General features: G+C 71.1%; 15 protein-coding genes, 1 tRNA gene and 1 pseudogene. 4 read left to right on the forward strand and 13 right to left on the reverse strand.

Annotated elements, in window-relative coordinates; translation table 11 throughout:
• Nucleotides 1-5 precede the first annotated feature (5 nt).
• Nucleotides 6-686 (forward strand): phosphotransferase, encoded by a 681-nt coding sequence (locus ACF1B9_RS20360; protein WP_391744616.1) that lies wholly within the window; start codon nt 6-8, stop codon nt 684-686.
• Nucleotides 687-831: 145 nt separating this feature from the next.
• On the opposite strand, the pseudogene ACF1B9_RS20365 reads toward ACF1B9_RS20360, so the two are convergent.
• Nucleotides 832-1,152 (reverse strand): annotated as a pseudogene (locus tag ACF1B9_RS20365) (TetR/AcrR family transcriptional regulator); the annotation flags it as partial.
• 34 nt (nt 1,153-1,186) lie between these two features.
• Here ACF1B9_RS20365 and ACF1B9_RS20370 point away from each other — a divergent pair.
• Entirely contained in the window at nt 1,187-1,546 is a 360-nt protein-coding gene (locus tag ACF1B9_RS20370; protein WP_391795926.1) for a hypothetical protein, read from the forward strand.
• 482 nt (nt 1,547-2,028) lie between these two features.
• Here ACF1B9_RS20370 and ACF1B9_RS20375 read toward each other — a convergent pair whose 3' ends face one another.
• Nucleotides 2,029-2,685 (reverse strand): nucleotidyl transferase AbiEii/AbiGii toxin family protein, encoded by a 657-nt coding sequence (locus ACF1B9_RS20375; RefSeq protein WP_391744613.1) that lies wholly within the window; start codon nt 2,683-2,685, stop codon nt 2,029-2,031.
• An 11-nt stretch (nt 2,686-2,696) separates the two neighbouring features.
• A complete protein-coding gene (locus tag ACF1B9_RS20380; RefSeq protein ID WP_391744611.1) occupies nt 2,697-3,020 on the reverse strand; it encodes a hypothetical protein in 324 nt (107 codons plus the stop codon).
• 425 nt (nt 3,021-3,445) lie between these two features.
• Between ACF1B9_RS20380 and ACF1B9_RS20385 the strand changes: the two genes are divergently transcribed.
• Nucleotides 3,446-5,764: an ATP-dependent RecD-like DNA helicase gene (locus tag ACF1B9_RS20385; RefSeq protein WP_391744610.1), complete on the forward strand. Its 2,319-nt coding sequence runs from the start codon at nt 3,446-3,448 to the stop codon at nt 5,762-5,764.
• Nucleotides 5,765-6,200: 436 nt separating this feature from the next.
• Here the strand turns inward: ACF1B9_RS20385 and ACF1B9_RS20390 are convergent, their stop codons facing one another.
• Together ACF1B9_RS20390 and ACF1B9_RS20395 are read right to left on the reverse strand one after the other, a co-directional pair.
• A complete protein-coding gene (locus ACF1B9_RS20390; protein ID WP_391744609.1) occupies nt 6,201-8,288 on the reverse strand; it encodes a hypothetical protein in 2,088 nt (695 codons plus the stop codon).
• A complete protein-coding gene (locus tag ACF1B9_RS20395) occupies nt 8,285-10,030 on the reverse strand; it encodes a DEAD/DEAH box helicase (RefSeq protein WP_391744607.1) in 1,746 nt (581 codons plus the stop codon). Before ACF1B9_RS20395 ends, ACF1B9_RS20390 begins: the two co-directional genes overlap by 4 nt.
• A 174-nt stretch (nt 10,031-10,204) precedes the next feature.
• Between ACF1B9_RS20395 and ACF1B9_RS20400 the strand changes: the two genes are divergently transcribed.
• On the forward strand, nt 10,205-11,374 hold the full coding sequence (locus tag ACF1B9_RS20400) for a hypothetical protein (RefSeq protein ID WP_391744605.1): 1,170 nt from the start codon (nt 10,205-10,207) through the stop codon (nt 11,372-11,374).
• A 7-nt stretch (nt 11,375-11,381) separates the two neighbouring features.
• Here ACF1B9_RS20400 and ACF1B9_RS20405 read toward each other — a convergent pair whose 3' ends face one another.
• The 8 genes from ACF1B9_RS20405 to ACF1B9_RS20440 form a co-directional block, all read right to left on the reverse strand.
• Nucleotides 11,382-12,053, reverse strand: coding sequence for a hypothetical protein (locus ACF1B9_RS20405; protein ID WP_391744604.1), 672 nt, complete (start codon nt 12,051-12,053; stop codon nt 11,382-11,384).
• 243 nt (nt 12,054-12,296) lie between these two features.
• Entirely contained in the window at nt 12,297-12,653 is a 357-nt protein-coding gene (locus tag ACF1B9_RS20410; RefSeq protein WP_391744602.1) for a hypothetical protein, read from the reverse strand.
• A gap of 447 nt (nt 12,654-13,100) precedes the next feature.
• A tRNA-Thr gene (locus tag ACF1B9_RS20415) sits at nt 13,101-13,177 on the reverse strand.
• Nucleotides 13,178-13,328: 151 nt separating this feature from the next.
• Nucleotides 13,329-14,861, reverse strand: coding sequence for an alpha/beta hydrolase (locus ACF1B9_RS20420; protein ID WP_391744601.1), 1,533 nt, complete (start codon nt 14,859-14,861; stop codon nt 13,329-13,331).
• 125 nt (nt 14,862-14,986) lie between these two features.
• On the reverse strand, nt 14,987-16,192 hold the full coding sequence (locus tag ACF1B9_RS20425; protein WP_391744599.1) for a DNA polymerase III subunit delta': 1,206 nt from the start codon (nt 16,190-16,192) through the stop codon (nt 14,987-14,989).
• A 210-nt stretch (nt 16,193-16,402) separates the two neighbouring features.
• Nucleotides 16,403-19,651 carry a dTMP kinase gene (gene tmk, locus ACF1B9_RS20430; RefSeq protein WP_391744597.1) on the reverse strand — a complete coding sequence of 1,083 codons (3,249 nt, stop codon included), beginning with the start codon at nt 19,649-19,651 and terminating at the stop codon, nt 16,403-16,405.
• Between the two features lie 277 nt (nt 19,652-19,928).
• Nucleotides 19,929-22,802 (reverse strand): type I DNA topoisomerase, encoded by a 2,874-nt coding sequence (gene topA, locus ACF1B9_RS20435; protein ID WP_391744596.1) that lies wholly within the window; start codon nt 22,800-22,802, stop codon nt 19,929-19,931.
• A gap of 334 nt (nt 22,803-23,136) precedes the next feature.
• Nucleotides 23,137-23,334 carry a hypothetical protein gene (locus ACF1B9_RS20440; RefSeq protein WP_351076972.1) on the reverse strand — a complete coding sequence of 66 codons (198 nt, stop codon included), beginning with the start codon at nt 23,332-23,334 and terminating at the stop codon, nt 23,137-23,139.
• Nucleotides 23,335-23,418: the final 84 nt, after the last annotated feature.

The following is a 23,418-nucleotide window of genomic DNA, read 5'->3' on the forward strand; positions in this document are numbered from 1 at the left end:
GCCCCATGCGAATAGGTGAGCTTCTGGGTACCGGACGGTCCGCGGATGTGTACGCGCTCGACGAGAAGTGGGTCCTGCGCCGTTACCGCGACGGAACGGACGCGACCCATGAGTGGACGGTCATGTCCTACCTCAGCGCCCACGGCTACCCGGTGCCCCGGCTCGGCCCCCGCGACGCCGAAACGGCTCCCTGCGACCTGATGCTGCAGCGGCTGACCGGTCCGACGATGCTGCGGTCCCTGCTGTCCGGGGACCTCTCCGCGGCCGAGGCCGGCGCCGTGCTGGCCGCTCTCCTCGCCGAACTGCACACCGTCCCGGCGCGGCTCTCCCCGCACCCCGGGGACCGGATCCTCCATCTCGACCTGCACCCGGACAACGTGATGCTGACGCCCCGGGGCCCGGTGGTGATCGACTGGAGCAACACCAGGGAGGGCGCACCGGCCGCCGACCGGGCCATGTCGTCCCTGATCCTCGCCCAGGTCGCGGTCGATCCCCGGTCCCCCGCATCGACGGGTGCCCGCGCACTGCTGGAAGCCCTGATCCCGCGTCTCTCCGCCTCCGGCGGCATACCCGCCCACCACCTCGCCGAAGCCGCCGGCCTGCGCGCCGCCAACCCGACGATGAGCGCGCACGAGGTGGCACTCATCGGCCGGGCCACGTCACTGATCACCGAGCTGACGCGGTGAACCGACACACCGCGCCCCGGCCCGTCCGAACCGCCTTCGACCGCCCGTACCGGTCGGGCTGATCTTCCCGAGCCATCGGCACGGATCCGACCCGGGGTCTCGCGAGTTCGGGGGCGGACGACACCGACACCGAGGCCGCCGCCTCTCAGCGCGGCCAGTCGGATGCGGGGTCGACCGCGAGCAGGGGACGGATGGCGCCCAGCACGGCGCCGATGCAGACATCGCGCAGTTCGGTGCGGCTGTAGGTTTCCCGGGTCAGCCAGTCGACGCAGAGCACCTGGACGAACACCAGCCAGCTCTTCAGGACTCCGGAGACGGCCTCACGGGCATTCTCGTCGGCCAGGGGGAGCACATTGAGCAGGCCGTCGAGCTCGTTGGTCATGATCGTCTGGATGACAGGGTCGCCGGCGAGGACCCGGTTCGCGGCGAGGACGGCGTTCCTGTTCTCGATGAAGTAGTCGAGGTGCGTGGGTGGACTCAGCCGTCTGTCGTCGCTCGCCGTGGCAGGACGGCCGGACTCGTTCCAGCTGGTCCTGACCGCGATCGAACTCGTCCTGCCGCCCGTGTACTTCTGGCTGGCGGACGCGGATGAACGGGCGGCGTCGAAGACCTGCCGCACGCTGTGTCCCGGGCATAGGACCGGGCGACGCTCCCGCTTCACCCTCCCGGCCACGACGCGCCGCTACCGGAACGCCGCGACTGCCAACCGCCGCCTGCCACCGGCCCCGCCGGCCGCATGCCGGACCGGCCCGATTCCCTCACCGAGGCGCGCGGCATGGCCGGGTTCGCGGTTCACGGATTCGCCGATCCGTTCCGTCATACTCCGAACACGACAAAACCCCAGGTCACGGGTTGTGTGACCTGGGGTTTTCCGGAGCCGCCTTCGGGATTCGAACCCGAGACCTACGCATTACGAGACCATGAGCGATCATGTTGCGTCGTACCTTGTCGTGCCGCCTAGTGACGTTTTTCCTGATCAGAGCAGGTGCAACAGGTTGGCCCGTGCCACCCCGTGATGCACCGTCCAAAGGCGTCTGTCCACCGGCTGTCCACCGGTGGAGTCCTCACCGGCCCGCCAGTGAGACTGCCGCCCGGCGATCAGCGCTGCTGTCGAGCGGTCGGAGGGCCGAGCGGAAGTCACTGTGGGACCTCTACAAGCGCCCCTCTGTGGGTGCGGGCTGCGCGCAGCCCCACGTACCACCTCACCGCAGCTGCGACCTAGCCCCCAGCCTCACATTCGGAATACTCGCCGACCGCCGTGTCCGTATTGCTCCTGCTCGTGCGCCGAAGCGCCGATAACCGGTGAAAGAGCCCGCACCCGTTGGCGCCGGGGTCGGCTGGGTCATCTCTCGTCGATACGTTCATCGAGGATCTCGGCAGCCCAGGCACGCAGCCGTCGACGCATGGCCTCCACCTGGCCACCATCGACGCCGTAGGCCTCGTACTCCCGGTCCGGCCAACGGTCGACCGCCCGCAGCGCCTGGGCGAAATAGCCCGGATCAAACCCAGCATCGTGCTCCGACGCCAACTCCAGCAGCCGATCACCCGAGTACTGCCCGGAAGCGAGCGCGGCATTCACATCGAGGTAATCACGCGGCGCGGCCCGTCCGAACAGCGTGGTCACCTTGTTAGCCACCGCGTCATCGGGGTGCAGTACAGGACCGATCTCCAAAACAGCAGGTGGCCGAGCCCGCCAGTCGCACCCGAGCTCTACCTTCGCCGTGTGTCCCTGTTCGTCAGCAACCGCGAACCGGGCGAACACCCCACCGGACTTCTCCACCTCAACGGTCAGGTCTGCCGCCCGGTACGCCGCAGCCACCTCATCGACGGCCTCGGAGAAGGCAATCGGGTCAGCGTTGTCCGTGAATAGGTCGACGTCGTCCGAAAGCCGCTCCAGGAACCCGTGCACCTGCACCGCATACCCGCCGGCCAGGACAAAGCCGTAACTCGCGGCGGCTCCAAGACCGATACGGGCGAGCCGGGAGTGAAACGGATCCATGCCGACGAATACTACGCAGCCCTGCGGGCCAGCTCCGGGAAGCGCCCCTCCCACATCTGCCGCACCCGCGGCGGAAGCCACAGCCTCTGCCACACGGCTGAGAGAAGCACGGGGGCGAGGAACTGCCGCAGCTCCTCCACATGCATGGCCTCGCGGATGACCGTCTCATAGAGCATCCGCAGGTCAACGTCGTCCGACAGGTCGTATGTGCTCTTCGGTGTCCAGTCCAACGCGGTCGGCAAAACCACGACCCCGTCCGTCGGCCCGGCCAGCTCATCCAGGGTCTCCGGAACCGTGTACGGCCGGATCTCCGCATACCGCACCCGTGTCTCCATGCGTCCAGTATGCCCAGCCTCGGCCCCGAACGCCCACAACCATCTCTTCAGGGAGCGCCGCCGATCAGGGCCTGCAGGAGGCTGAGCCGGAGCGGATCCGTCCGGGTCGGGCCAGTGGGTAGCCCCGGGCGAGCAGGGCTTTACGGAGCGCGGGGAGCGTCTGGGCGACGACGGCCAGCTGCCGCTCACCCGAGGCGGCCGGTGTCCCGCCGCCTGGCTCCGTGCCGGTGCCGATCTCACCTGGCGCCTGCGAACCGGCCGTCCGTCTTACGCGGTCCCGGGCTTCTTGGACAGTCCTGTCGCTCGTTCCGGTGAGCAGAGTCCCTGAGTCGTGCGACAGATCGCCGTCTCAAGGTTCATGCTGACCTTGCTGGACCACAACCCGGCCTCGTCCGACGCTGTACGCATCTTTGGAGACGGAGCACGTGGCACATCAAGTGCGCCTGGAGACCCACGATGTGGTCGAGGGCGTCGTCGATCACCTCCTGCACATCAGCTACGACGAGCGCACAGTGCTCCGGCTGACCGCCACGACCGGCGAAGAGGAGACCGTCACCGCGCTCGGCAAGGCACTCTTCGGCGTGCGGCCGGGGGAGAGCCTGCGCCTGCACGGCACATGGACCCAGCACCCTCGCCACGGCAGACAGTTCACGGTCGGCCAGTGCGAACGGACCATGCCCGCGGACGAACGGGCGATTCGCCTCTATCTCGCGTCCGGGATGATCCGCGGCATCGGACCGGTCCTCGCCTCCGCGATCGTGGACACCTTCGGCGCGCGGACGCTGAAGGTCATCGACGCCGAGCCGAAGCGGCTGCTGGACGTGCACAACATCGGCGAAGTCCGGCTCGGGCGGATCACGGCTGCCTGGCAGGAGCAGAAGGCCATCGCCGAGATCATGCTGTTCCTGCAGAACCTGGGCATCACCCCAGGCCTCGCGGTGAAGATCTACACCTCCTACGCCGACACTGATGACGATCCGATCGGCATCGTGCGCCACACCCCCTACCGGCTGTGCCGGGACGTACACGGTGTCGGATTCCACATCGCCGACAGGATCGCGCTCGCCGTGGGTGTACCCAAGCACAGCGACGATCGTCTCCAGGCCGCAATGCTCCACGAACTCGACCAGGCCGGCATCCAGGGCCACTGCCACCTACCCGTACGCGTGCTGCTCACCCGCACCCGCCATCTGCTGTCCGACGACGACCCGGCCACCGCAGAGATCCTCGACAACGCGGTCCTGCGCCACGCTCTGGAGATGCTGCGCGGGCAGGGCGAACTGGTCACCGAGACACTCCCGCTGCCCGTGATGGACGGCACCGACGCCGCGGCTGACACCGAAATCGCCCAGCTCGCACGCCGGCACCGCGACGAGACCCAGCTTGCCCGGCACGTACGGCGCCTGCTCGGCTCCTCGCCCGCGCTGGCCGAACTCGCCCCGTGGAGCGAGCGGTTGACCGCACTCACCACGGCGGAGACGGCCGGGCTGACCGACGAGCAGCACCAGGCGATCCACACCGCGCTGACCCGGCCCCTGTCCGTCCTGACGGGCGGTCCGGGCTGCGGCAAGACGCACACCCTGCGCACCCTGGTGGAGGTCGCCGACGAAGCCGGCGCCGTCGTCGCACTCGCCGCACCGACCGGGAAGGCCGCCAAGCGGCTGGAAGAGACCTGCGGACAGACGGCGATGACCGTGCACCGCCTGATCCGTCCACCCGACGGCGACTCCCTCTTCGACCATGCTGGCGTGCTGGAGACCGCGGACGTAGTGGTCGTCGACGAGGCATCCATGCTCGACCTCGCGCTGGCCCGCAAGCTGTTCGCCGCCGTCCGCGACGGCTGCCACCTCCTCTTGGTGGGCGACACCGACCAGCTGCCGAGCGTCGGCCCCGGCCTCGTCCTGCGGGATCTGCTCGATGTCGAGGACATCCCGCGCACCCGGCTCACCAAGGTCTTCCGCCAGCACGACGACAGCGCCGCGATCGTGACGAACGCCCACCGCATCCTGCACGGCGAACTCCCGCACGACGACCCCAAGGCGTTCTGGAACCGGCCCGTCCCCGTCGCCGAGGACATCGCCCAGCGCGTGGTGGACCTGGTCTGCGAGCTCATGCCCACGCACTTCAATGCCCGCCCGGAGGACATCCAGGTCCTGTGCCCGGGCAAGAAGAACATCGCCGGCATGACCGACCTCAACCTGCGCCTCCAACAGCGCCTCAACCCACCCGCACCCGACAAGCCCCAGCACTACCACGGCGGGACGGCCTTCCGGCTCGGCGACCGCGTCCAGCAGATCCGCAACAACCCTCACCGGGGCGAGGTGGGCGTCTTCAACGGCAGCAGCGGCGCCATCACCGCCCTCGACGCCGAGACCCACCAGCTCACCGTCACCTTCACCGACGGAGAGACGGCCACCTATCCCTTCTCCGACCTGGACGAACTGGTCCACGCCTACGCCTTGACCGTCCACCGCTCCCAGGGCAGCGAATACCCGTACGTCATCGTCCCCATGATCAACGCAGCCGGAATGATGCTGCTCCAGCGCAACCTCCTCTACACCGCCGTCACCCGCGCCCGTCAGGGCATCATGCTCATCGGCCAGAGCGAGGCCGTCGAACGAGCCGTCGCCAACAACCACACACAGCGCCGCAACACAACCCTGACCCACCGCATCACCGACGCGACGCCCGCCGTCCCGACCCCACTCGGCCAGACGCCCACCGGGCAACTCGCCTGGGGCTGAGGGCGCCACCGGACTGGACGAGATGATCCGCTGCTTCGTCAAAGCCTGAAGCAAGAGCGGGGACTCACGGACGCCGGAGTCCCAGGCATGCAGGCAGGGCCCGGGGCGCATGCGCTGCTGCTCAGTCTGGCCACTGGCAGCCCGGCACAACTCGCTCACCGCAGCCGCGCAGAAGGAACAATCGTTCACTGCGGCCTGCCGCTTGGACGGGTGAGATTTCCGGGTTTCCGGCAAGGGCAAGGCCAGGCGCAGCAGCACGACCGATCATGATGCCGTTCGCGGCCTGCGCAGGTGAAGACAACAGGGCGGCCGGCAGGCGCATAAGAGATGGCCGGTCAAGGCCGTGACCTGGTGGATGATGTATCGGCACCCGCAGTCTTCGTCAGTGCGTTCCGGGTGGGACGGCCCGGCCGCTCGGGCGGGGCGCGGTGCGCGGTTACCAGGGCTGGTCCTGGGTCAGTTTCAGCAGGCGCTGCAGGTGCGTGCCGGCCTTGCGCAGGTCGGCTTCGGGGACCTGCCACAGCCGTGCCGCGTCGCCGTAACCGCCCCCGCCGACGCCACTCCAGTAGCAGGCAGACCGCTCGGCGGCGGCAGCGAGAATCGCTGCCGGGAAACGCTCCCGCAATGCCCGCGGGTCGGTCAGCCGCCACCAAGAGGCCAGGGCCCGCGCGGCCAGGTGCACCCCGTGCCGGGCAGGGGTGCGCTGCCACAGCAGGTGGGCGACCGGGTCCAGCTCGGCACCGGTGCGCGGGAGGCGGCTGACGGCCTCGGTACGACCTGGGCGGTAGCGCGCCATCATGGTGCCGGCGTTCAGCGCGTAGGGGCTCTGGTGGGGCAGGACCTCGGCGATCAGCCAGTCGGGCCCGAGGGACCAGCGCAGCAGGTAGTCATGGCGTCCCCGGTCGGTGTGGACCTCGCCTCCGGCGCTGTCCCAGCCGCGTCGTCCGTCGGCGGGGAAGACCGCGGCGCTGCAAGACTCCACCCGCTCCTGGGGGGCGACGCCGATCCCGTAGAGCGGCCCGGCCGCACCGTACAGCCGCAGCAGGGCGGCGGCGGGCGAGTCCGGGGCGCACAGCCGCTCCAGCTTGCGGCGGTCGCCGCCTGCGGCGTGCTCCCAGAAGGTGAAGGCGCGCTTGTGGAGGGTCTGGCGATCGACAGATCGGCGCTGCGGCGGGGACGGGGCATGGCCGGGTGTGGCGGGGCGGGAGGATGCGGCGCGCGTGCCGGACGCCTCGGCGATGCGCCCGGCCTTCGCTCGACCCCCGCTCCGCGGCGCGGCTTTGCCTGCGGCCTCGGCGTTCCGTGCGGCCGACGGCCCCACAGCGGCGGTGGCGCCCGCACGCATGGGTGCCACCGCGCCTTCCGCGGATGCGGCGGCGCCGTCGCGGGGCGGCGGTACGGACTCCGGGGACGGAGGCGGGGTGGGGCGCTTGGGGGCCAGGCATCGGGCGCAGCCCAGGTGGGTCTTGGCCGCGACCAGCTGGGCACCGCTGTGGGCGCAAGCCGGGCAGCGCAATGGGGCGAACTCTCCGGCGGGCAGCAGCCAGTCCAGGTCCAGCGGGTAGCGCCGCTCGCCCCTGCGGACGTCCAGCGCGAGGCGCAGTACCGGGACTCTCAGCAAGTGCAGCCGGTAGGGAGTGAGCGTGTGGCGGGCACGGTATTTTTCGGCGATCTCGGCCAGACGGCGGGCGCGCTCCTCGCGGGTGCTCTCGATACGGGCGCGCAGCAGCGCCGCACGGTCCTCGGGCGCGGTGGCGGCGCGGCGCTCCAAGGAGTCCACGGCGGCGGCGTAGTACTCCTCGGCGCGGGCGCGCTCCTTGGCGTACGCGTCGCCGATCTGCCCGGCCAGCCCATCACGGCGCAGCACGGCGGCGGCCTCCAGCATCCGGTGGGCCTCGACGAGGGCTGCGGACAGGTCCGGCCGGCTGGTGGAGGCGTAGTCCACGGCGGCGGCCAGCCCGGCCGGCAGCGCGCCCTGGGCACGGGGGTCGTGCCCGGTGCGGGCAAGGCGCTCGCTGACGCCCGCCGGCACCCGCAGGCGGCTGGGTACGTCGACGAACACCTCGGCCTGCTCCTGGAAGTGGTCCTCCGCGGAGAGCTCGTAGCCCACCAGGGCGCCCACGCGCAGCACCGGCCGCAGGGCCCGCTCGGGCGTGGCGTCGGCGCGGGGATCCAGGCGGCCGTGGTCGACCGGGAAATGCTCCCGGGCCTTGGACAGCAACGTGGCGGCATCGGGCGGCACGGAGCGCGGCGCGGCCAGGGTGAGGGTGCCGGTGTCGCCCGCGGCCAGAACGCTCTCGGCGGCCTTGGCGACCACCGGGTGTCCGGTCACCAGCAGCAGGACGCCGTCTTCGCGGGCGACATCGGGGTCGGCGGTGACCGCGGTCTCCTCGGACAGCTCCAGCTCGCTCGCCAGGGCCGTGGGCAGGAGTGCCAGGGTGGTGTCCCCGGCGTCCTCCCACAGCCCGCCGCGGTGCTCGACCCAGTCCAGCCAGAAGGCCAGCCCGGCCTCCTTGCGGATCACCGGCCCGCCTCCCGCTCGTCATCGCCGCCGACTAGTGCGTCGACCGCGCCGCGGCTGTCCAGGTAGTCCGTTCGGGCACTCACCAGCCGCTCGCCCAGCCGCTCCAGGCGTTCGGCGAACTCCGCGTCGTCCCCCGCGGTGGCGAAGGCGTCGAAGACGGAGGCCTCGAAGTCGAAGTCCTCGTCCACCCGCCCCAGGATCATGTCGAGCTCGCCGACGACCAGCTCAAACAGATTGATCTTGGATTCGAGGACGTGCAGGATCCGCTGCTCGATGGTGCCCCGGGCGACCAGATTGGTCAGCACCACGTCGTGCTCCTGCCCCACCCGGTGCAGTCGGCCCAGACGCTGCTCGATCTGCATGGGGTTCCACGGCAGGTCCACGTTGGCCATCACATGGCAGAACTGCAGATTGCGGCCCTCTCCGGCGGACTCGGTGGACAGCAGCACCGGCGCAGAATCGCGGAAGGCCGCCACCGCCGCTTCCTTGTCCCGGCGCGAGAGGCTGCCGTGGTAGACCGCCGCCTGGACGCCCTCGCGCTCCAGCCGCGCGGCAAGCGCGTTCAGGGTCTGCCGGAAAGCGGTGAACACCAACACCTTCTCCCCCTGTCCGTTGTGCCGACGCAGCCGCTCCAGCAGGAGATCCGCCTTGGTGGATCCCTCGATCTGGCGGGCCAGCGCCGCCAGGTCCGGCCAGCCCGCCTTGGCCAGGGTCGGCGCGGCGGCCTGCGGGCTCGACCCCGCCAGCCGGGTCAGACCCCGCAGGGTCAGCAGCCGGGCCGAGGACGCGCCGCTGGCCTCCGCCCTGATCCTGGCCGCGATCCCCGCATACAGCTCCGCCTCCTCCTGCGAGGGCGTCACCAGCACCGTCTCGGCCAACCGCTGTGGCAGCAGCACCTCGACCTCGCTGCGCCGGTGCCGGACCATCACCTCACGGGTACGGGCCCGCAGCTGGTCCAGGTTGCGCGGCGCCGAAGGATCCGTCCCGGCTCCGACGTGCCGCTGGCGGAACTGCGCAGGGGTACCCAGCAATCCGGGCGCGACCAGGCTCACGAGCTCGTACAGGTCCTGCAGGCGGTTCTCCACCGGAGTCGCGGTGAGCAGCAGCAGATAGCGGGCACGCAGGGCCCGGGCGAGTTTCCCCGAGGCGCTGCGCGGATTGCGCAACCGGTGCGCCTCGTCAGCCACCACCACATCCCACTGCCCCTCGGTCAGCCGGGACTTGAGCGGCTCCCGGCGCGCGGCGGCGATCGAGGCGAGCACCACCGGCCGCTCCGCGTCCGCCTCCTCCCAGCCCTGGCCCCGGGCGATCACCGTCGGCAGGCCGAACTTGCGCTCCAGTTCCTCGCGCCACTGCTCCACCAGCCCGGCCGGGGTGAGCACCAGCGTCCGGTCCGCCAACCCGCGCATCCGCAGCTCGGACAGCACCAGCCCTGCCTCGATGGTCTTGCCCAGCCCCACCTCGTCCGCGAGGATCGCCCGGCCGCGCATCCGCCTCAGCACCGTCTGAGCGGTCTGCATCTGGTACCCGAACGGCACGAAGGACAGCTGCGGCAGCGACAGGAAGGAGTCGAAACCGGGCCTGCGCCACACCTCCACCGCCGCGTCCACCAGCACCGAGGTGACCGGATCCACCGGAGCCGCACCCAGCCGGCCCAACAGCACCGCGAACGCGTCAGGCAGCCCCTCGGGCCGCGGAGCCGAGCCGTCAGCTGTGGGAGGGCGAACCGTGACGGTACTCAAGCGACCTCGCTCGGGGAGCAGCGGAACGGATAGAAACGGGCACACTCCGTCACCCGCACGGGCCAGCCTACCGACGGCATCGCCAGGACCATAACCGTGGACGGGCCCCGAACAAGGGATCACATCCAGGCCCCACGAGATGAGCCGCAGCGCCTGTCGGTAGTCTGCACGGCCGTGAGCGAGTACCAGTACTACGAGTTCCAGGCCGTCGACCGGCCGTTGACCAAGGACGAGCTCGAAGGGGTCCGGGCCCTGTCGAGCCGGGCCCGGATCAGCGCGACGCACTTCGTCAACGAGTACCACTACGGCAACTTCCGCGGCGATGAGCGCAAACTGATGGAGCAGCTGTACGACGCACACCTGTACTTCGCCAACTGGGGCTCGCGGCGCCTGATGCTGCGCCTGCCCACCACACTGCTGCCCGCCCGCAACGCCGAACCGTACTGTGTGGAAGACGCCTTGACCTGCTGGACCAGGAACGGGCACCTGCTGCTCGACTTCGCCTACTCGGCCGAGGACGGCGGCGAATGGGACTTCGAGACACCCTTCACCCTCGCCTCGTTCACCACCCTGCGTACCGAACTCGCCGCGGGCGACCTGCGCCCCCTCTATCTGGCCTGGCTCTCCGCGCTCACCCGCTGGGAGCTGGAGGAGGACGTCGACGAGGACGAGTACACCGCCACCGTCGAGCCGCCCGTACCCGCCGGCCTTGCCCAACTCACCGGGCCGCAGCAGGCCTTGGCCGACTTCCTTCAGGTCGACCCGCATCTGCTCACCGCGGCTGCCCGCGCCAGTGGTGCCGCCCCTTCCCCGGCAGTCGACAAGGACGCAGTCGCCGCCTGGATCCGCGCCCTGCCGGAACGTGAGAAGGACGCCCTGCTGCTGGACGCCGCCCTGGGCACCGCCCCACAGCCGGGCCCCGCGCTGCTGGCCCGCCACCGCGCCGCGTCCCGTGGTACGGCCGAACCGCCCACCGCTGCCCGGCGCCGCTCAGCCGCGGAGCTCCTCGACGCCGCCCACGAGGTGCGCAACGAGCACACCCAGCAGCAGGAACAGGCCCTCACCCAGGCCCGCCGAGCCGAGCAGCGGGCTCGCGAGAGCCACCTGGACCGCCTGGCCGAGAACACCGAGCAGGCCTGGCAGGACATCGCCCACCTGATCGGGCAGAAGCAGCCCGGCCCCTACGACGCCGCCGTCACTCTCCTGAAGGACCTCCGCGAGGTCCACGACCGGGCGGGCACCCCCGAGGAGTTTGCCCGGCGCCTGCATGACCTGCGCGAACAGCACCGCGGCAAGTCCTCGCTGATGCGGCGCTTCACCGACGCCGGCCTGACAGCCCGCTGAGGCGCGCTCAGATGTGGTCGCGGGGCCCCTCCGCCAGGAGGCGGAGCGCGGCGAGGGCGGCCGGGCAACCAGTCGCGGACAGGGAGATCGGGGCGTCGACGGACCGTTCCCGCTCGTCGAGGTAACCGAGTTCGCGGCCGGTGTGCCAGAACCTCCACAGCAGCCGCTCCGTGTCCTTCGCCTCCATCGCGGTGCCGTCGCCGTGGGTGAAGCCCGCCGCAAGCACCCGATGTACGGCATCGCGCAGGTCCTCGCGGAGCCGGGGCTCCGCCCACAGCGCGCCCAGGGCGGACTCGGCCACCTGCCGCTCAGCCGCGGTGGTGCCGAGCCAGGCCAGCGCGGCCGTGTGCTCGCGTAGCTGGTGGTCCGTCAGCTGGGCGCGGCCGACAGTCGAGAGCTTGAGCGTACGAAGGCGCTTGGTCACCAGTCGGTGGGTGCGAGCGAGTTCATGCAGGTCGGCCAGCTGGAACAGGTCCGCCTCCGAGCGCGGCCCCTTGCCGATCGGGTACCAGTGCGGGTAGCGGGCGAACGCGGCAGCCACCAGTTCCCGAGGCAGGTAGCCGGCCTGGGTCAGGGTGACGCCGTCACCGATCTGCTCCAGCAGCCACCGCAGCGGCTCAGCCGTGTCCACCGGTGCCGCGGCCGGCCACTCCAGGGCGGGCAGGACGGCAGCGAGCAAAGCTCGGCGCTCAGTCGGGGGAGCTGCGGCCCACAACTCTCGCCGTTCGCGGCGGATGGCCTCCAGCGGGGCGCGGCCCTCGAACACGGGCTGCGCAGTGGCGAGCCAGTGCTGGACGAACCGTCGGCGCGCGGCCGGAAACGTACGCGCGTCCGGGTCGAGCTCGCCCTCGTCCAGCGCCTTCTCCAGTCGATCTTCGAGGCTGGCCCGGGCCAGCGCTTCCTGGATGCCCTTGACCTGCCCCTAGCTCAGCTCGGGTACGTCCGGCGGGGTCGTGGGCGAGGCGGCCGCGGCCTTGCGGTAGGCCGCGAAGCCCGCCTCCTCGGAGCGCTGCCAGGCCGCCAGCACCTGGGCGGTGGTCGCGCTCGTGCACACCGAGGCGGCCCGGACTCGGCCGACTCCGGTCAGCAGGTCGGCCAGGACGGCGACAGCCCGCCGCTGGTCAGGGGTGTCCGCGTGCCACTTACGGGGCAGCTCGTACCAGCAGAAGCGTTCGATCTCGGCCACCGAGGGCGCGACGAGCGGCTCACCGTCGGGCACCAGCCAACCCAGCAGGCGCTGTGCCATCGCCTCGTCCGCCACCAACGCTGTTACCTCCACCGCACTCCGGCCTACCTGCCGATCCTGCCACGGACGGGGGTTCCGTCCGTGGCCGACGCTGCGGCGGGAACCTCACCAGTGACGTCGCCCGTCGGCAGCCAGGGTTTCCCCCAGCCTGTCGGAACAGCACAAGCCCTACGCCGCCGAACACCATTCCCAAGGCACCCGAACCCCTCGCCTCCCCCAGGGGCGGCGAGGCGTTTCTGACAAGCCGTCACGCACACTTGTCCACCGACTGTCCACCGGAGCGTTTGCCTGCGTAGTCAGCCGAAAGGGCCAATGCGCCAAAACTGCTGGTCAGAGCCTTATCGCGGCCCGCTGACAACAAGGAGCGAACCCGCGACCGACGCATTACGATGCACAGGCCGCAAGTGTCCGACCTGCCCGAATTCCAAGGTCAACGAAAACAAGAAACCCCAGGTCAGAGGCAAGACCTGGGGTTCACCATGGAGCCGCCTTCGGGATTCGAACCCGAGACCTACGCATTACGAGTGCGTTGCTCTGGCCAACTGAGCTAAGGCGGCACGCCCTGTCGCACCATGGTGCGATCAGCAGCGTCGCCAAGTCTACACAGTTTCCGGGGGTGCTCCGCACCAGCCCGGCTGCGGGCCTTTCTCGCAGGTCAGCGGTGGGGCAGTGAGGGCCGACGGCCGGTCGGTGGCAGGCCGGGCGGGCTCAGGAGCACTGCTTGCCGTCGGCCGGCGGGGTGCCGTCCAGGAGATAGGTGTTGATCGCCGTGTCGATGCAGTCGCTGCCTCGGCCGTACGCCGTGTGGCCGTCACCGCGGTAGGTGAGGAGCGTGCCGGAGGAGAGCTGACCGGCCAGGGACCGGGCCCACTTGTACGGAGTGGCCGGGTCGCGGGTGGTGCCGACCACGACGATCGGGGCCGCGCCCTTCGCCTCGATGCGGTGGGGGGTGCCGGTGGGCCGGACCGGCCAGTGGGCGCAGTTCAGTGCTGCCCAGGTGAAGGTCCTGCCGAAGACCGGGGACGCCTTCTCGAAGCTCGGAAGCGCTCGCGCGGCGGCATCGGCGTCGGCGAAGGCGGGTGGCAGGTCCAGGCAGTTCACGGCCGTGTTGGCGGACATCAGATTCGCGTACGTGCCGTTCGGTTCGCGTTCGTAGTAGCCGTCCGCCAAGGAGAGCAGGCCGGAGCCGTCACCTTTCTCGGCGCCGGCGAGGGCGTCGCGGAGCTGGGGCCAGGCCGACTCGTCGTACATGGCGGCGATGACCCCCGTGGTGGCGAGGGATTCGGTGAGCTCGCGGGAGTCACCCGTGGGGACGGGCCTGGCGTCGAGGCCGGCGAAGAGCCGCTCGAGGCGGGCGGCCGCGTCGGCGGTGGAGGTGGTGCCGAGCGGGCAGCCCGCCTTCTTCACACAGTCGGCGGCGAAGGACTGGAACGCGGTCTCGAAGCCCGCGGTCTGATCACGGTTGACGTCGAGAGACGAGAGAGACGGGTCCATCGCGCCGTCCAGGACCAGGCGGCCGACCCGGGCGGGGAACAGTTCGGCGTACGTCGCGCCGAGATACGTACCGTACGACGCCCCGACGTAGTGCAGCTTCTCGTCGCCGAGCAGGGACCGCAGCACGTCCATGTCGCGGGCCGTCTCGACCGTGGAGACATGCGGAAGGATCTTGCCGGAGTGCCGCTCGCAGCCGCTCGCGAATTGTTGGAAGGCGGCGCTCAGCCGGTCGACCTCGGCGGCGTCGTCCGGGGTCTGGTCGACCTGGGTGTAGGCGTCCATCTGCGGACCGGTGAGGCACTGAACGGGCTCGCTGCGGGCCACTCCGCGTGGATCGATGGCGACCATGTCGTAGCGGGCCCGGACCTGGGCGGGGTACCCGATGCCCGCGTAATCCTGCAGATAGCCGATGGCCGAGCCGCCGGGGCCACCCGGATTCACCAGGAGGGAGCCGATCCGCTCGCCGGGCCCGGTGGCCTTCACCCGGGAGACGGCCAGTTCGATGTCGCCGCCGTCCGGCTTGGCGTAGTCCAGCGGCGCCCTCATCGTCGTGCACTGGAATCCCTCGACGCCGCAGTCCCGCCAGTTCAGTTGTTGCGCGTAGTACGCCTTGAGCGCGGCGGGGACGGACGGCGAGGACGAGGACGGTGAGGCGTTCGTCGAACTTCCGCTGCTGCAGCCGGAGATGAGGAGGCCGGCAGTGCCGAGCGCGATGGCGAAGATGCGGAACGGGCGCCTGGTGTCCATCCCCGGAGCGTAGCCGCCGCTCGGCGGCTCGCCCGATTCTCCGCCCGTACGGGTGAAAGTGGCGACAAGCGGTGATGACGACGAGCAGCGCCGGGCCGTGGTGATGAGCGGCGGTCCGAGTGGCGTCAGCCCGCGCGCAAGGCCATCGTCATCGCCTCCACCGCGAGCAGTGGCGCCACATTGCGGTCCAGCGCCCGACGGCAGGCGATCACCGCCTCTATCCGGCGCAGGGTGCGCTCGGGCGTGGACGAGCGGGCGATGCGGTCGAGGGCGTCCTCTGCGTCCGCATTGGCGATGGCGATCCGCGAGCCCAACTGGATGGCCAGCACATCGCGGTAGAAGCCGGTCAGATCGGTGAGCGCGAGATCGAGACTGTCACGCTGCGTACGGGTCTTGCGGCGCTTCTGTCTGTCCTCCAACTCCTTCATCACCCCCGCCGTGCCGCGTGGCATCCGTCCCCCGGCGACCGCGCCGAGCGCCGCCTTCATCTCCTCCGTCTCCTTGGCGTCGACCTCCTCCGAGACCTGCTTGGCGTCATCGGTGGCGGTGTCGATCAGCTCCTGGGCGGCCTTGAGACAGCCTCCGATGTCCTCGACCCGCAGCGGAAGCTTGAGTACGGCGGCCCGACGGGAACGGGCTCTCTCGTCGGTGGCGAGGCGGCGGGCCCTGCCGATGTGGCCCTGGGTGGCACGGGCAGCGGACGCGGCCCGCTCCGGATCGATGCCGTCACGCCGGATCAGGACGTCGGCGACCGCGTCGACCGGGGGCGTGCGCAGCGTGAGATGACGGCAGCGGGAACGAATCGTGGGCAGCACGTCCTCGAGAGAGGGTGCGCAGAGCAGCCACACCGTGCGCGGCGCGGGCTCCTCGACCGCCTTCAGCAGGACGTTCCCCGCGCCTTCGGTGAGCCGGTCGGCGTCCTCCAGGACGATGACCTGCCAGCGGCCGACGGCCGGGGAGAGCTGGGCACGGCGGACCAGCTCGCGGGTCTCCTTCACTCCGATGGAGAGCAGATCCGTACGGACCACCTCGACATCGGCGTGCGTACCGATGAGGCTGGTGTGACAGCCGTCGCAGAAGCCGCAGCCCGGTGCACCCCCCAGGGCGCGGTCGGGGCTGGTGCACTGGAGTGCGGCGGCGAAGGCTCGGGCGGCCGTGGAACGGCCGGAACCAGGTGGCCCGGTGAACAACCAGGCATGGGTCATCTTCGACCCCGGCGGCACCGGCTCCCCCGCAGCGGCGGCGGTGACCAGCGCATCGGCGTCCCGAGCGGCGGCACCGAGCTGCTCCTGCACCCGGTCCTGGCCGACCAGGTCGTCCCATACGGTCATGGGTCATCGCCCTTCCGGTGGTGTGCGGCCGCAGGGCTGTCGTGCGACGCGGCCGCGCGGCTGTGATGTCACTGCTTGCCGATCCGGCGTTCCCTGCCCGGATCCGGCAACCCGATCCGTCTTCTCATTGTGGGGGACGGGTCTGACAATCCCGGCTGCCCGGCTGCCCGGCTGCCGGGATCGTCGGACCCGCCCGGCAGCCGTCGCGGATCAGCGGCGCGGTCGGCGTCCCCGGCCCGAGGGGCCCGGGCCCTCGTCGTCGCGGTGGTCGCCGAGCAGTTCGTCCGCCAGCGTGGGCAGATCGTCCAGCGGAGTCTCCTCGGCCCAGTCGGGACGAGGACGCCGGCCCCGACGCTCCTGTCCCTCCTGACCGCCCCAGTGGTCCTGCACCGGCTGCGGGGTGCCCGCGCCCGGGTCGCCCATCTGCGGAAGCTCGCGCGTGCGCTCGTTCTCGCGCTCCGGCGCGGCGTCCGCCGGACGCTCGTCACGGAAGATGCCCCGCGGAACCCGGTCCGACGGATTCGCGTCCCGAGCGTTCCAAGCGCCACGGCTGTCCCGGGCGTCCCGGGTGTCTCGTACTGGAGGAAGCACCGTCGTCTCGTCCGCGGCACCAGCGGCGCCAGGCCGGTCGGACCGCTGGTCGGAGGAGTCGGCCCGATCCGGCCGATCGGACCGATCGGACCGGTCGGACCGGTCGGACCGGTCGTGGATCTTCGGGATCATCGCCGTTTCGGCCTCGTCGGACGGCGCGGTCGGGGTGCCCGGCGACGGCACCTGCTGTGTCACGTCGTTCGGGCTGACGATCGGTGTCGGCACCGTGATCTCGTTGTCCGGTACGGACGCCGCCGCGGCAGCTTCCGCGCGCGCCGCCTCCGCGGCGGCAGCCGCGTCCGCCTCGGCCTGCCGACGGGCCGCCTCGGCCCGCAGCAGTGCCTCCTCGGCCTTGCGCTGCTTCTCCAGCCGCCGTGCCTCGGCCTCCTTGCGCAGCCGGGCCTCCTCCTCGGCCTGCCTGCGCAGCCGGGCCTGCTCGGCCTCGCGGGCCGCCTCCTCGGCCTCCAGCCTGACCCGCTCCTCCTCGGCCTGGCGCCGGGCCTCCTCGGCGCGCTGCCGGGCTTCCTCGGCCTGGCGTTCCTCCTCGCGCCTACGCGCCTCCTCCAGCTCGCGGCGCTTGCGCTCCTCCTCCTCGGCACGGAGCTTGGCGAGCTGTTCCTGCCGCTCGCGCTCCAGCCGCTCCTCCTCGGCCTTGCGGGCCGCTTCTTCCTCGGCCTTGCGCCGGGCCTCCTCCTCGGCCGCCCTGCGCGCCTCCTCCTGGGCCTTGATCTCGGCCTCGGAGAGCGGAAGGAGCTGGTCGAGCCGGTGGCGTACGACCGTGGTGATCGCTTCCGGATCCTGGCCCGCGTCCACCACCAGGTAGCGGGTCGGGTCGGCGGCGGCCAGCGTCAGGAAACCGGACCGCACCCGGGCGTGGAACTCGGGCGGCTCGGACTCCAGCCGGTCGGGCGCCTCGGTGAACCGTTCCCGCGCGGTCTCCGGGTCGACGTCCAGCAGCACCGTCAGATGCGGTACGAGTCCGCTCGTCGCCCAGCGCGAGATCCGGGCGATCTCGGTCGGGGAGAGATCACGGCCCGCGCCCTGGTAGGCGACGGACGAGTCGATGTAGCGGTCGGAGATGACGATCGCGCCACGCTCCAACGCCGGACGGACGACCGAATCGACGTGCTCGGCGCGGTCGGCGGCGTACAGCAGTGCCTCGGCCCGGTGGGAGAGCCCGGCCGACGACACGTCGAGCAGGATCGAGCGCAGCCGCTTGCCGACCGGGGTCGCGCCCGGCTCGCGGGTGACGACGACCTCATGGCCCTTGGCGCGGATCCAATCGGCGAGCGCCTCGACCTGGGTGGACTTGCCGGCGCCATCGCCACCCTCCAGAGCGAGGAAGAAGCCGGTCGCGGCGGGGGCGACGGCCGGGTCGCCGCCGCGCAGCGCCTCACGCAGGTCGTGGCGCAGCGGCACTCCGGACCGGTCGTCCGTCTTCGCGAGGACGACCACGGCGACGGGCAGCAGCAGCGCGCCGATCAGCATCAGCGCGAAGGCCGCTCCGCCGTGGGCGAAGACGAAGCCTCCGGAGGTCAGCCGGTGGGCGCCGATCGCCGCGGCCAGCAGCGGCCCCGCGAGCGCGCCGAGTGCGATGAGGACCCGTACGACGGCCTGCAGGTGTTCCGTGGTCCTGGCCCGGCGGAACTCCTCGGTCTCCTGGTCGACCAGGACATGACCGGTGTGGGCGGCGACGCCCGCCGCGTAACCGGCGAGCACCGCGATCATGAGCACGGTCGCCGTGTCCGGCACGAGTCCCATGGCGAGGAGCGCGACGCCGGTGACGGCGATGGCCAGGGCGAGCAGCCTGCGCCGCGACAGCGCGGGCAGCACCTTCCCGGCGGTACGGATACCGACCCCGGTGGCGCCGGTCAGTCCGAGGACCAGCAGGGCGAAGGCGGCGGGTCCGCCGCCCAGCTCGGCGGCGTGCAGTACGGCGACGGCAGCGGCGGCGGCGATCGCTCCGGCGACGGCGGCCGAGGCGCCGACGATCAGCGGTACGGCTCCGGTGCGGCCCTTGTCCGGACCGTTGCCGGTCGACGGCCGGCGCAGGCCCTCCAGCGGCGAACGCGGGCGGGGCGTCTGCGAACCGGGCAGCTCCAGGAAGTACAGGGTCGAGATGGAGGCCGAGAAGAGCCCGGCCGCGACGTACGAGCCGAGGGCCGCCTGGTGGAGCGAGAACCACTCCAGGCCCGAGCCCAGCAGGTTGCCGATGAGCGTGGCGATCAGCAGGACGGCCGCGGCGGCCGGGACGGCGGCGAAGTCGGTACGGAGGGACAGCCGGCGCAGGGCGTCGAGGCGGTCGGGCAGAGGACGTACCGCGGCACCCTCGGGGGGCGGGGCGGGCAGCAGCGCCGGGGCCGCACCGTCCTTGGCGACCGTCCACAGGCGTTCGCTCGCACCGACGACGAAGACGGTGATCAGGATCATCATGAGTGCCTTGTCCGGCATCCAGTCGATCCACAGCGGCGCGACGACCAGCAGCGCGAGCCGCAGCCCGTCCGTGCCGATCATCAGCCACCGCCGGTCCAGCGGTCCTCCTGGCGCGGTGAGCGTCGTCAGCGGCCCCAGGAGTACGGCTCCGAAGAGCAGGGTGGCAAGGATCCGGGCACCGAACACCGCGGCGACGGCGAACGCCGCCCCTCGGTACCCAGCTCCGAATGAGCCCTCAAGGACCGCCGCTTGCAGCGACATCAGCACCAGCACGAGAAGGGCGAGTGCATCGCCGATACCACCGACGAGCTGGGCGCTCCACAACCGCTTCAGCGGGGGAACACGCAGCAGGGCTCGTACGGCGCGCTCGCGTGAGTCTGCGGCAAGTGTGTCGGAGGTGGGGCTCACGACCGTTGGCTGCTCGGCTCGCGTCATCCGCCCAGCCTATCCGGAGCGGCGGGGTCCCCGGAGGCCACGCCCGAACATATGGGCGTCCGAGGGTGCTCCGGCCCCCCGACGACCGACGGGCCGCGCCCTGCCCCTTTGGTCCCCATCGGCTCTTGAGGGGCGGGGTACCGGGCCGGGCGCCCGCCCTCTCCCGGACCGGAACGGCCCCCGCCGCACGGGCTCCGCTCCTCGCGCACACCCTGGTACACAAAGGCCGGAGGGGCTGGAAGACCCAGCCCCTCCGGCGATCGGACCGCTCGTGCGGTCAGTCCTCCACGGACGCCGCGGCCGCCTTCTTCGTCGCGGTCGCCTTCTTGGCGGTCGTCGTCTTCTTCGCGGTGGTCGTCTTCTTCGCCGCGGTCTTCTTCGCCGCGGTCTTCTTGGCCGCCGCCGTGGTCTTCTTGGCCACCGTCTTCTTCGCGGTCGCCTTCTTGGCCGGAGCCTTCTTCGCCGTCTTCTTCTTGGCGGGCCCCTTGGCGCGCTTCTCGGCGAGCAGCTCGTAGCCGCGCTCCGGCGTGATGGTCTCGACGCTGTCATCGGTCCGGAGCGTCGCGTTGGTCTCCCCGTCGGTGACGTACGCACCGAAGCGCCCGTCCTTGACCACGACCGGAGCGCCGCTCACCGGGTCGGTTCCCAGCTCCTTCAGCGGCGGCTTGGCGGCGGCGCGGCCCCGCTGCTTGGGCTGGGCGTAGATCGCGAGGGCCTCGTCGAGGGTGATGTCGAAGAGCTGTTCCTCGGAGGTCAGCGAACGCGAGTCCGTGCCCTTCTTCAGATACGGGCCGTAGCGGCCGTTCTGCGCGGTGATCTCCACGCCGTCGGCGTCCTCGCCGACGACACGCGGCAGCGACATCAGCTTGAGCGCGTCGGCCAGCGTCACCGTGTCCAGCGACATGGACTTGAAGAGCGAGGCCGTCCGCGGCTTCACCGCGCTCTTGCCGGTCTTCGGGGTGCCCTCGGGCAGCACCTCGGTGACGTACGGGCCGTAACGCCCGTCCTTCGCGATGATCTGGTGCCCGGTGATCGGGTCCGCACCGAGCTCGAAGTCGCCGCTCGGCTTGGCCAGCAGTTCCTCCGCGTACTCGACGGACAGCTCGTCGGGTGCCAGGTCCTCCGGCACGTCCGCGCGCTGGTGGCCCTCGGAGTCCTTCTCGCCGCGCTCGATGTACGGACCGTAACGACCGACCCGGAGCTTGATCTCGTTGCCGACGGGGAAGGAGGAGATCTCGCGCGCGTCGATCGCACCGAGGTCGGTGACGAGCTCCTTCAGTCCGCCGAGGTGGTCGCCGTCGCCGTTGCCCGCGTCGGAGGCCGCGCCCGCTCCCGCCGTGTCGTCGCCGCCCGCACCGAAGTAGAAGCGCTTCAGCCACGGCACGGACTGGGCCTCGCCCCGCGCGATGCGGTCGAGGTCGTCCTCCATCTTCGCGGTGAAGTCGTAGTCGACGAGCCGGCCGAAGTGCTTCTCCAGCAGGTTGACCACGGCGAAGGAGAGGAAGGACGGGACGAGCGCCGTGCCCTTCTTGAAGACGTAGCCGCGGTCCAGGATCGTGCCGATGATCGAGGCGTACGTCGACGGGCGGCCGATCTCGCGCTCTTCGAGCTCCTTGACCAGCGAGGCCTCGGTGTAACGGGCCGGCGGCTTGGTGGCGTGCCCGTCGACCGAGATCTCCTCGGCGGAGAGCGCGTCACCCTCGGCGACCTGCGGGAGGCGCCGCTCACGGTCGTCGAGCTCGGCGTTCGGGTCGTCCGCGCCTTCCACGTAGGCCTTCATGAAGCCGTGGAAGGTGATCGTCTTGCCGGACGCGGAGAACTCGGCGTCGCGGCCGTCACTCGCCCGGCCGCCGATCTTGACGGTGACGGAGTTACCGACCGCATCCTTCATCTGGGAGGCAACGGTCCGCTTCCAGATCAGCTCGTAGAGCCGGAACTGGTCGCCGCTGAGACCGGTCTCGGCCGGGGTACGGAAGCGGTCGCCGGAGGGGCGGATCGCCTCGTGCGCCTCCTGCGCGTTCTTGACCTTCCCGGCGTACGTGCGCGGCTTGTCCGGCAGGTAGTCGGCGCCGTACAGCTGCGTGACCTGCGCCCGCGCCGCGGAGACCGCGGTGTCCGAGAGGGTCGTGGAGTCCGTACGCATGTAGGTGATGAAGCCGTTCTCGTACAGCTTCTGCGCGACCTGCATGGTGGCCTTGGCACCGAAGCCCAGCTTCCGGCTCGCCTCCTGCTGGAGGGTCGTCGTACGGAACGGGGCGTAGGGGGAGCGGCGGTACGGCTTCGACTCGACGGACCGCACGGCGAACGTGGCATCGGCGAGCGCGGCGGCCAGGGCGCGGGCGTTCGTCTCGTCCAGGTGCAGCACCTGGACGGCACCGGACTTCAGCTGCCCGTCCGGACCGAAGTCACGGCCCTGGGCGACGCGGCGGCCGTCGACCGCGCTGAGCCGGGCGGCGAGCGTCGACGGATCGGAGGCGTCACCGGCACGGCCGGTACCGAACGTGCCGGTCAGGTCCCAGTACTCGGCGGAACGGAAGGCGATGCGCTCGCGCTCCCGCTCGACGACGAGCCGGGTCGCCACGGACTGGACACGGCCGGCCGACAGCCGCGGCATGACCTTCTTCCACAGGACCGGCGAGACCTCGTAGCCGTAGAGCCGGTCGAGGATACGGCGGGTCTCCTGGGCGTCGACCATGCGCTGGTTGAGTTCGCGCGGATTGGCGACGGCCTCGCGGATCGCGTCCTTGGTGATCTCGTGGAAGACCATCCGGTGGACCGGAACCTTGGGCTTCAGAACTTCCTGCAGGTGCCACGCGATGGCTTCGCCCTCGCGGTCCTCATCGGTGGCGAGGAAGAGTTCGTCGGACTCGGCAAGCAGCTGCTTGAGCTTCCTGACCTGCGCCTTCTTGTCCGCGTTGACGACATAGACAGGCTGGAAGTCGTGCTCGACGTCGACGCCGAGCCGACGGACCTCGCCGGTGTACTCGTCGGGGACCTCGGCGGCGCCGTTCGGCAGGTCGCGGATGTGCCCGACGCTCGCCTCGACGACGTATCCGGGGCCGAGGTAGCCCTTGATCGTCTTCGCCTTGGCAGGCGACTCGACGATGACGAGTCGGCGGCCGCCCTGTGCGGTCTCGCTGGTCGGGGACAACTTCGCTCTTCTCTCCGGTCGACACTCAGTGGGCATCCGGGCAGCGCGATGACGCTGCCGACGGTGCTGTCGCTGCGGAGTGTGACGGTACAACCCGCCCCCGTGTCAAACGGCAAAAGCCCGCAACGGCCACTCGAACGGTAACCCGACTTCCGCCATTCCTGCCGCCCGGACTGCCCGGCCCACCGCGCACACGGCCGCTGCCTGCGGGTTTCTGGTTGCTGTGACGGCGGCGCGGGCGCAGGTGGTGAAGAGCGGTCGGTCCGGGCGTGTTCCCCGGCGTGGCCCACCGGGCCCCTCGGCTCCCGGCCGGGTCCGGTGAGGGGGCGGTGGATCAGATGCGGGTGAAGCACCACACACCGAGGACGAGAAAAAGTACGCCGAACACAGTGGCGAGAGTGGCGGAAGCGATGGGGCTCACACCCTGCGCCACCGGCGCGCGGTGCAGCACGCGCGACCCCGTCCACAGCAGCAGCGCGGCGCCGAACAGCGCGAACGCCGTTCCGGCGAAGACCGCAGGTCCGCTCTCCATGCCCGTACGCCTTCCTGTCCCTGTCCGGGCGGGGCCTGTGCCGTCCGGTCAGGGGGAGGCTGCCACCCCGGGGCGTCGTGGACG

It is taken from the genome of Streptomyces sp. NPDC014727, assembly GCF_043083485.1.
GTDB lineage: Bacteria > Actinomycetota > Actinomycetes > Streptomycetales > Streptomycetaceae > Streptomyces.

Bases quoted from the DNA above. Each gene is read 5' to 3' on its own strand.
- ACF1B9_RS20360 (WP_391744616.1), top strand. From the start codon at position 6: ATGCGAATAGGTGAGCTTCTGGGTACCGGACGGTCCGCGGATGTGTAC.
- ACF1B9_RS20375 (WP_391744613.1), bottom strand. From the start codon at position 2,685: ATGGATCCGTTTCACTCCCGGCTCGCCCGTATCGGTCTTGGAGCCGCC.
- ACF1B9_RS20380 (WP_391744611.1), bottom strand. From the start codon at position 3,020: ATGGAGACACGGGTGCGGTATGCGGAGATCCGGCCGTACACGGTTCCG.
- ACF1B9_RS20420 (WP_391744601.1), bottom strand. From the start codon at position 14,861: ATGGACACCAGGCGCCCGTTCCGCATCTTCGCCATCGCGCTCGGCACT.
- ACF1B9_RS20425 (WP_391744599.1), bottom strand. From the start codon at position 16,192: ATGACCGTATGGGACGACCTGGTCGGCCAGGACCGGGTGCAGGAGCAG.
- tmk (WP_391744597.1), bottom strand. From the start codon at position 19,651: ATGACGCGAGCCGAGCAGCCAACGGTCGTGAGCCCCACCTCCGACACA.
- ACF1B9_RS20440 (WP_351076972.1), bottom strand. From the start codon at position 23,334: ATGGAGAGCGGACCTGCGGTCTTCGCCGGAACGGCGTTCGCGCTGTTC.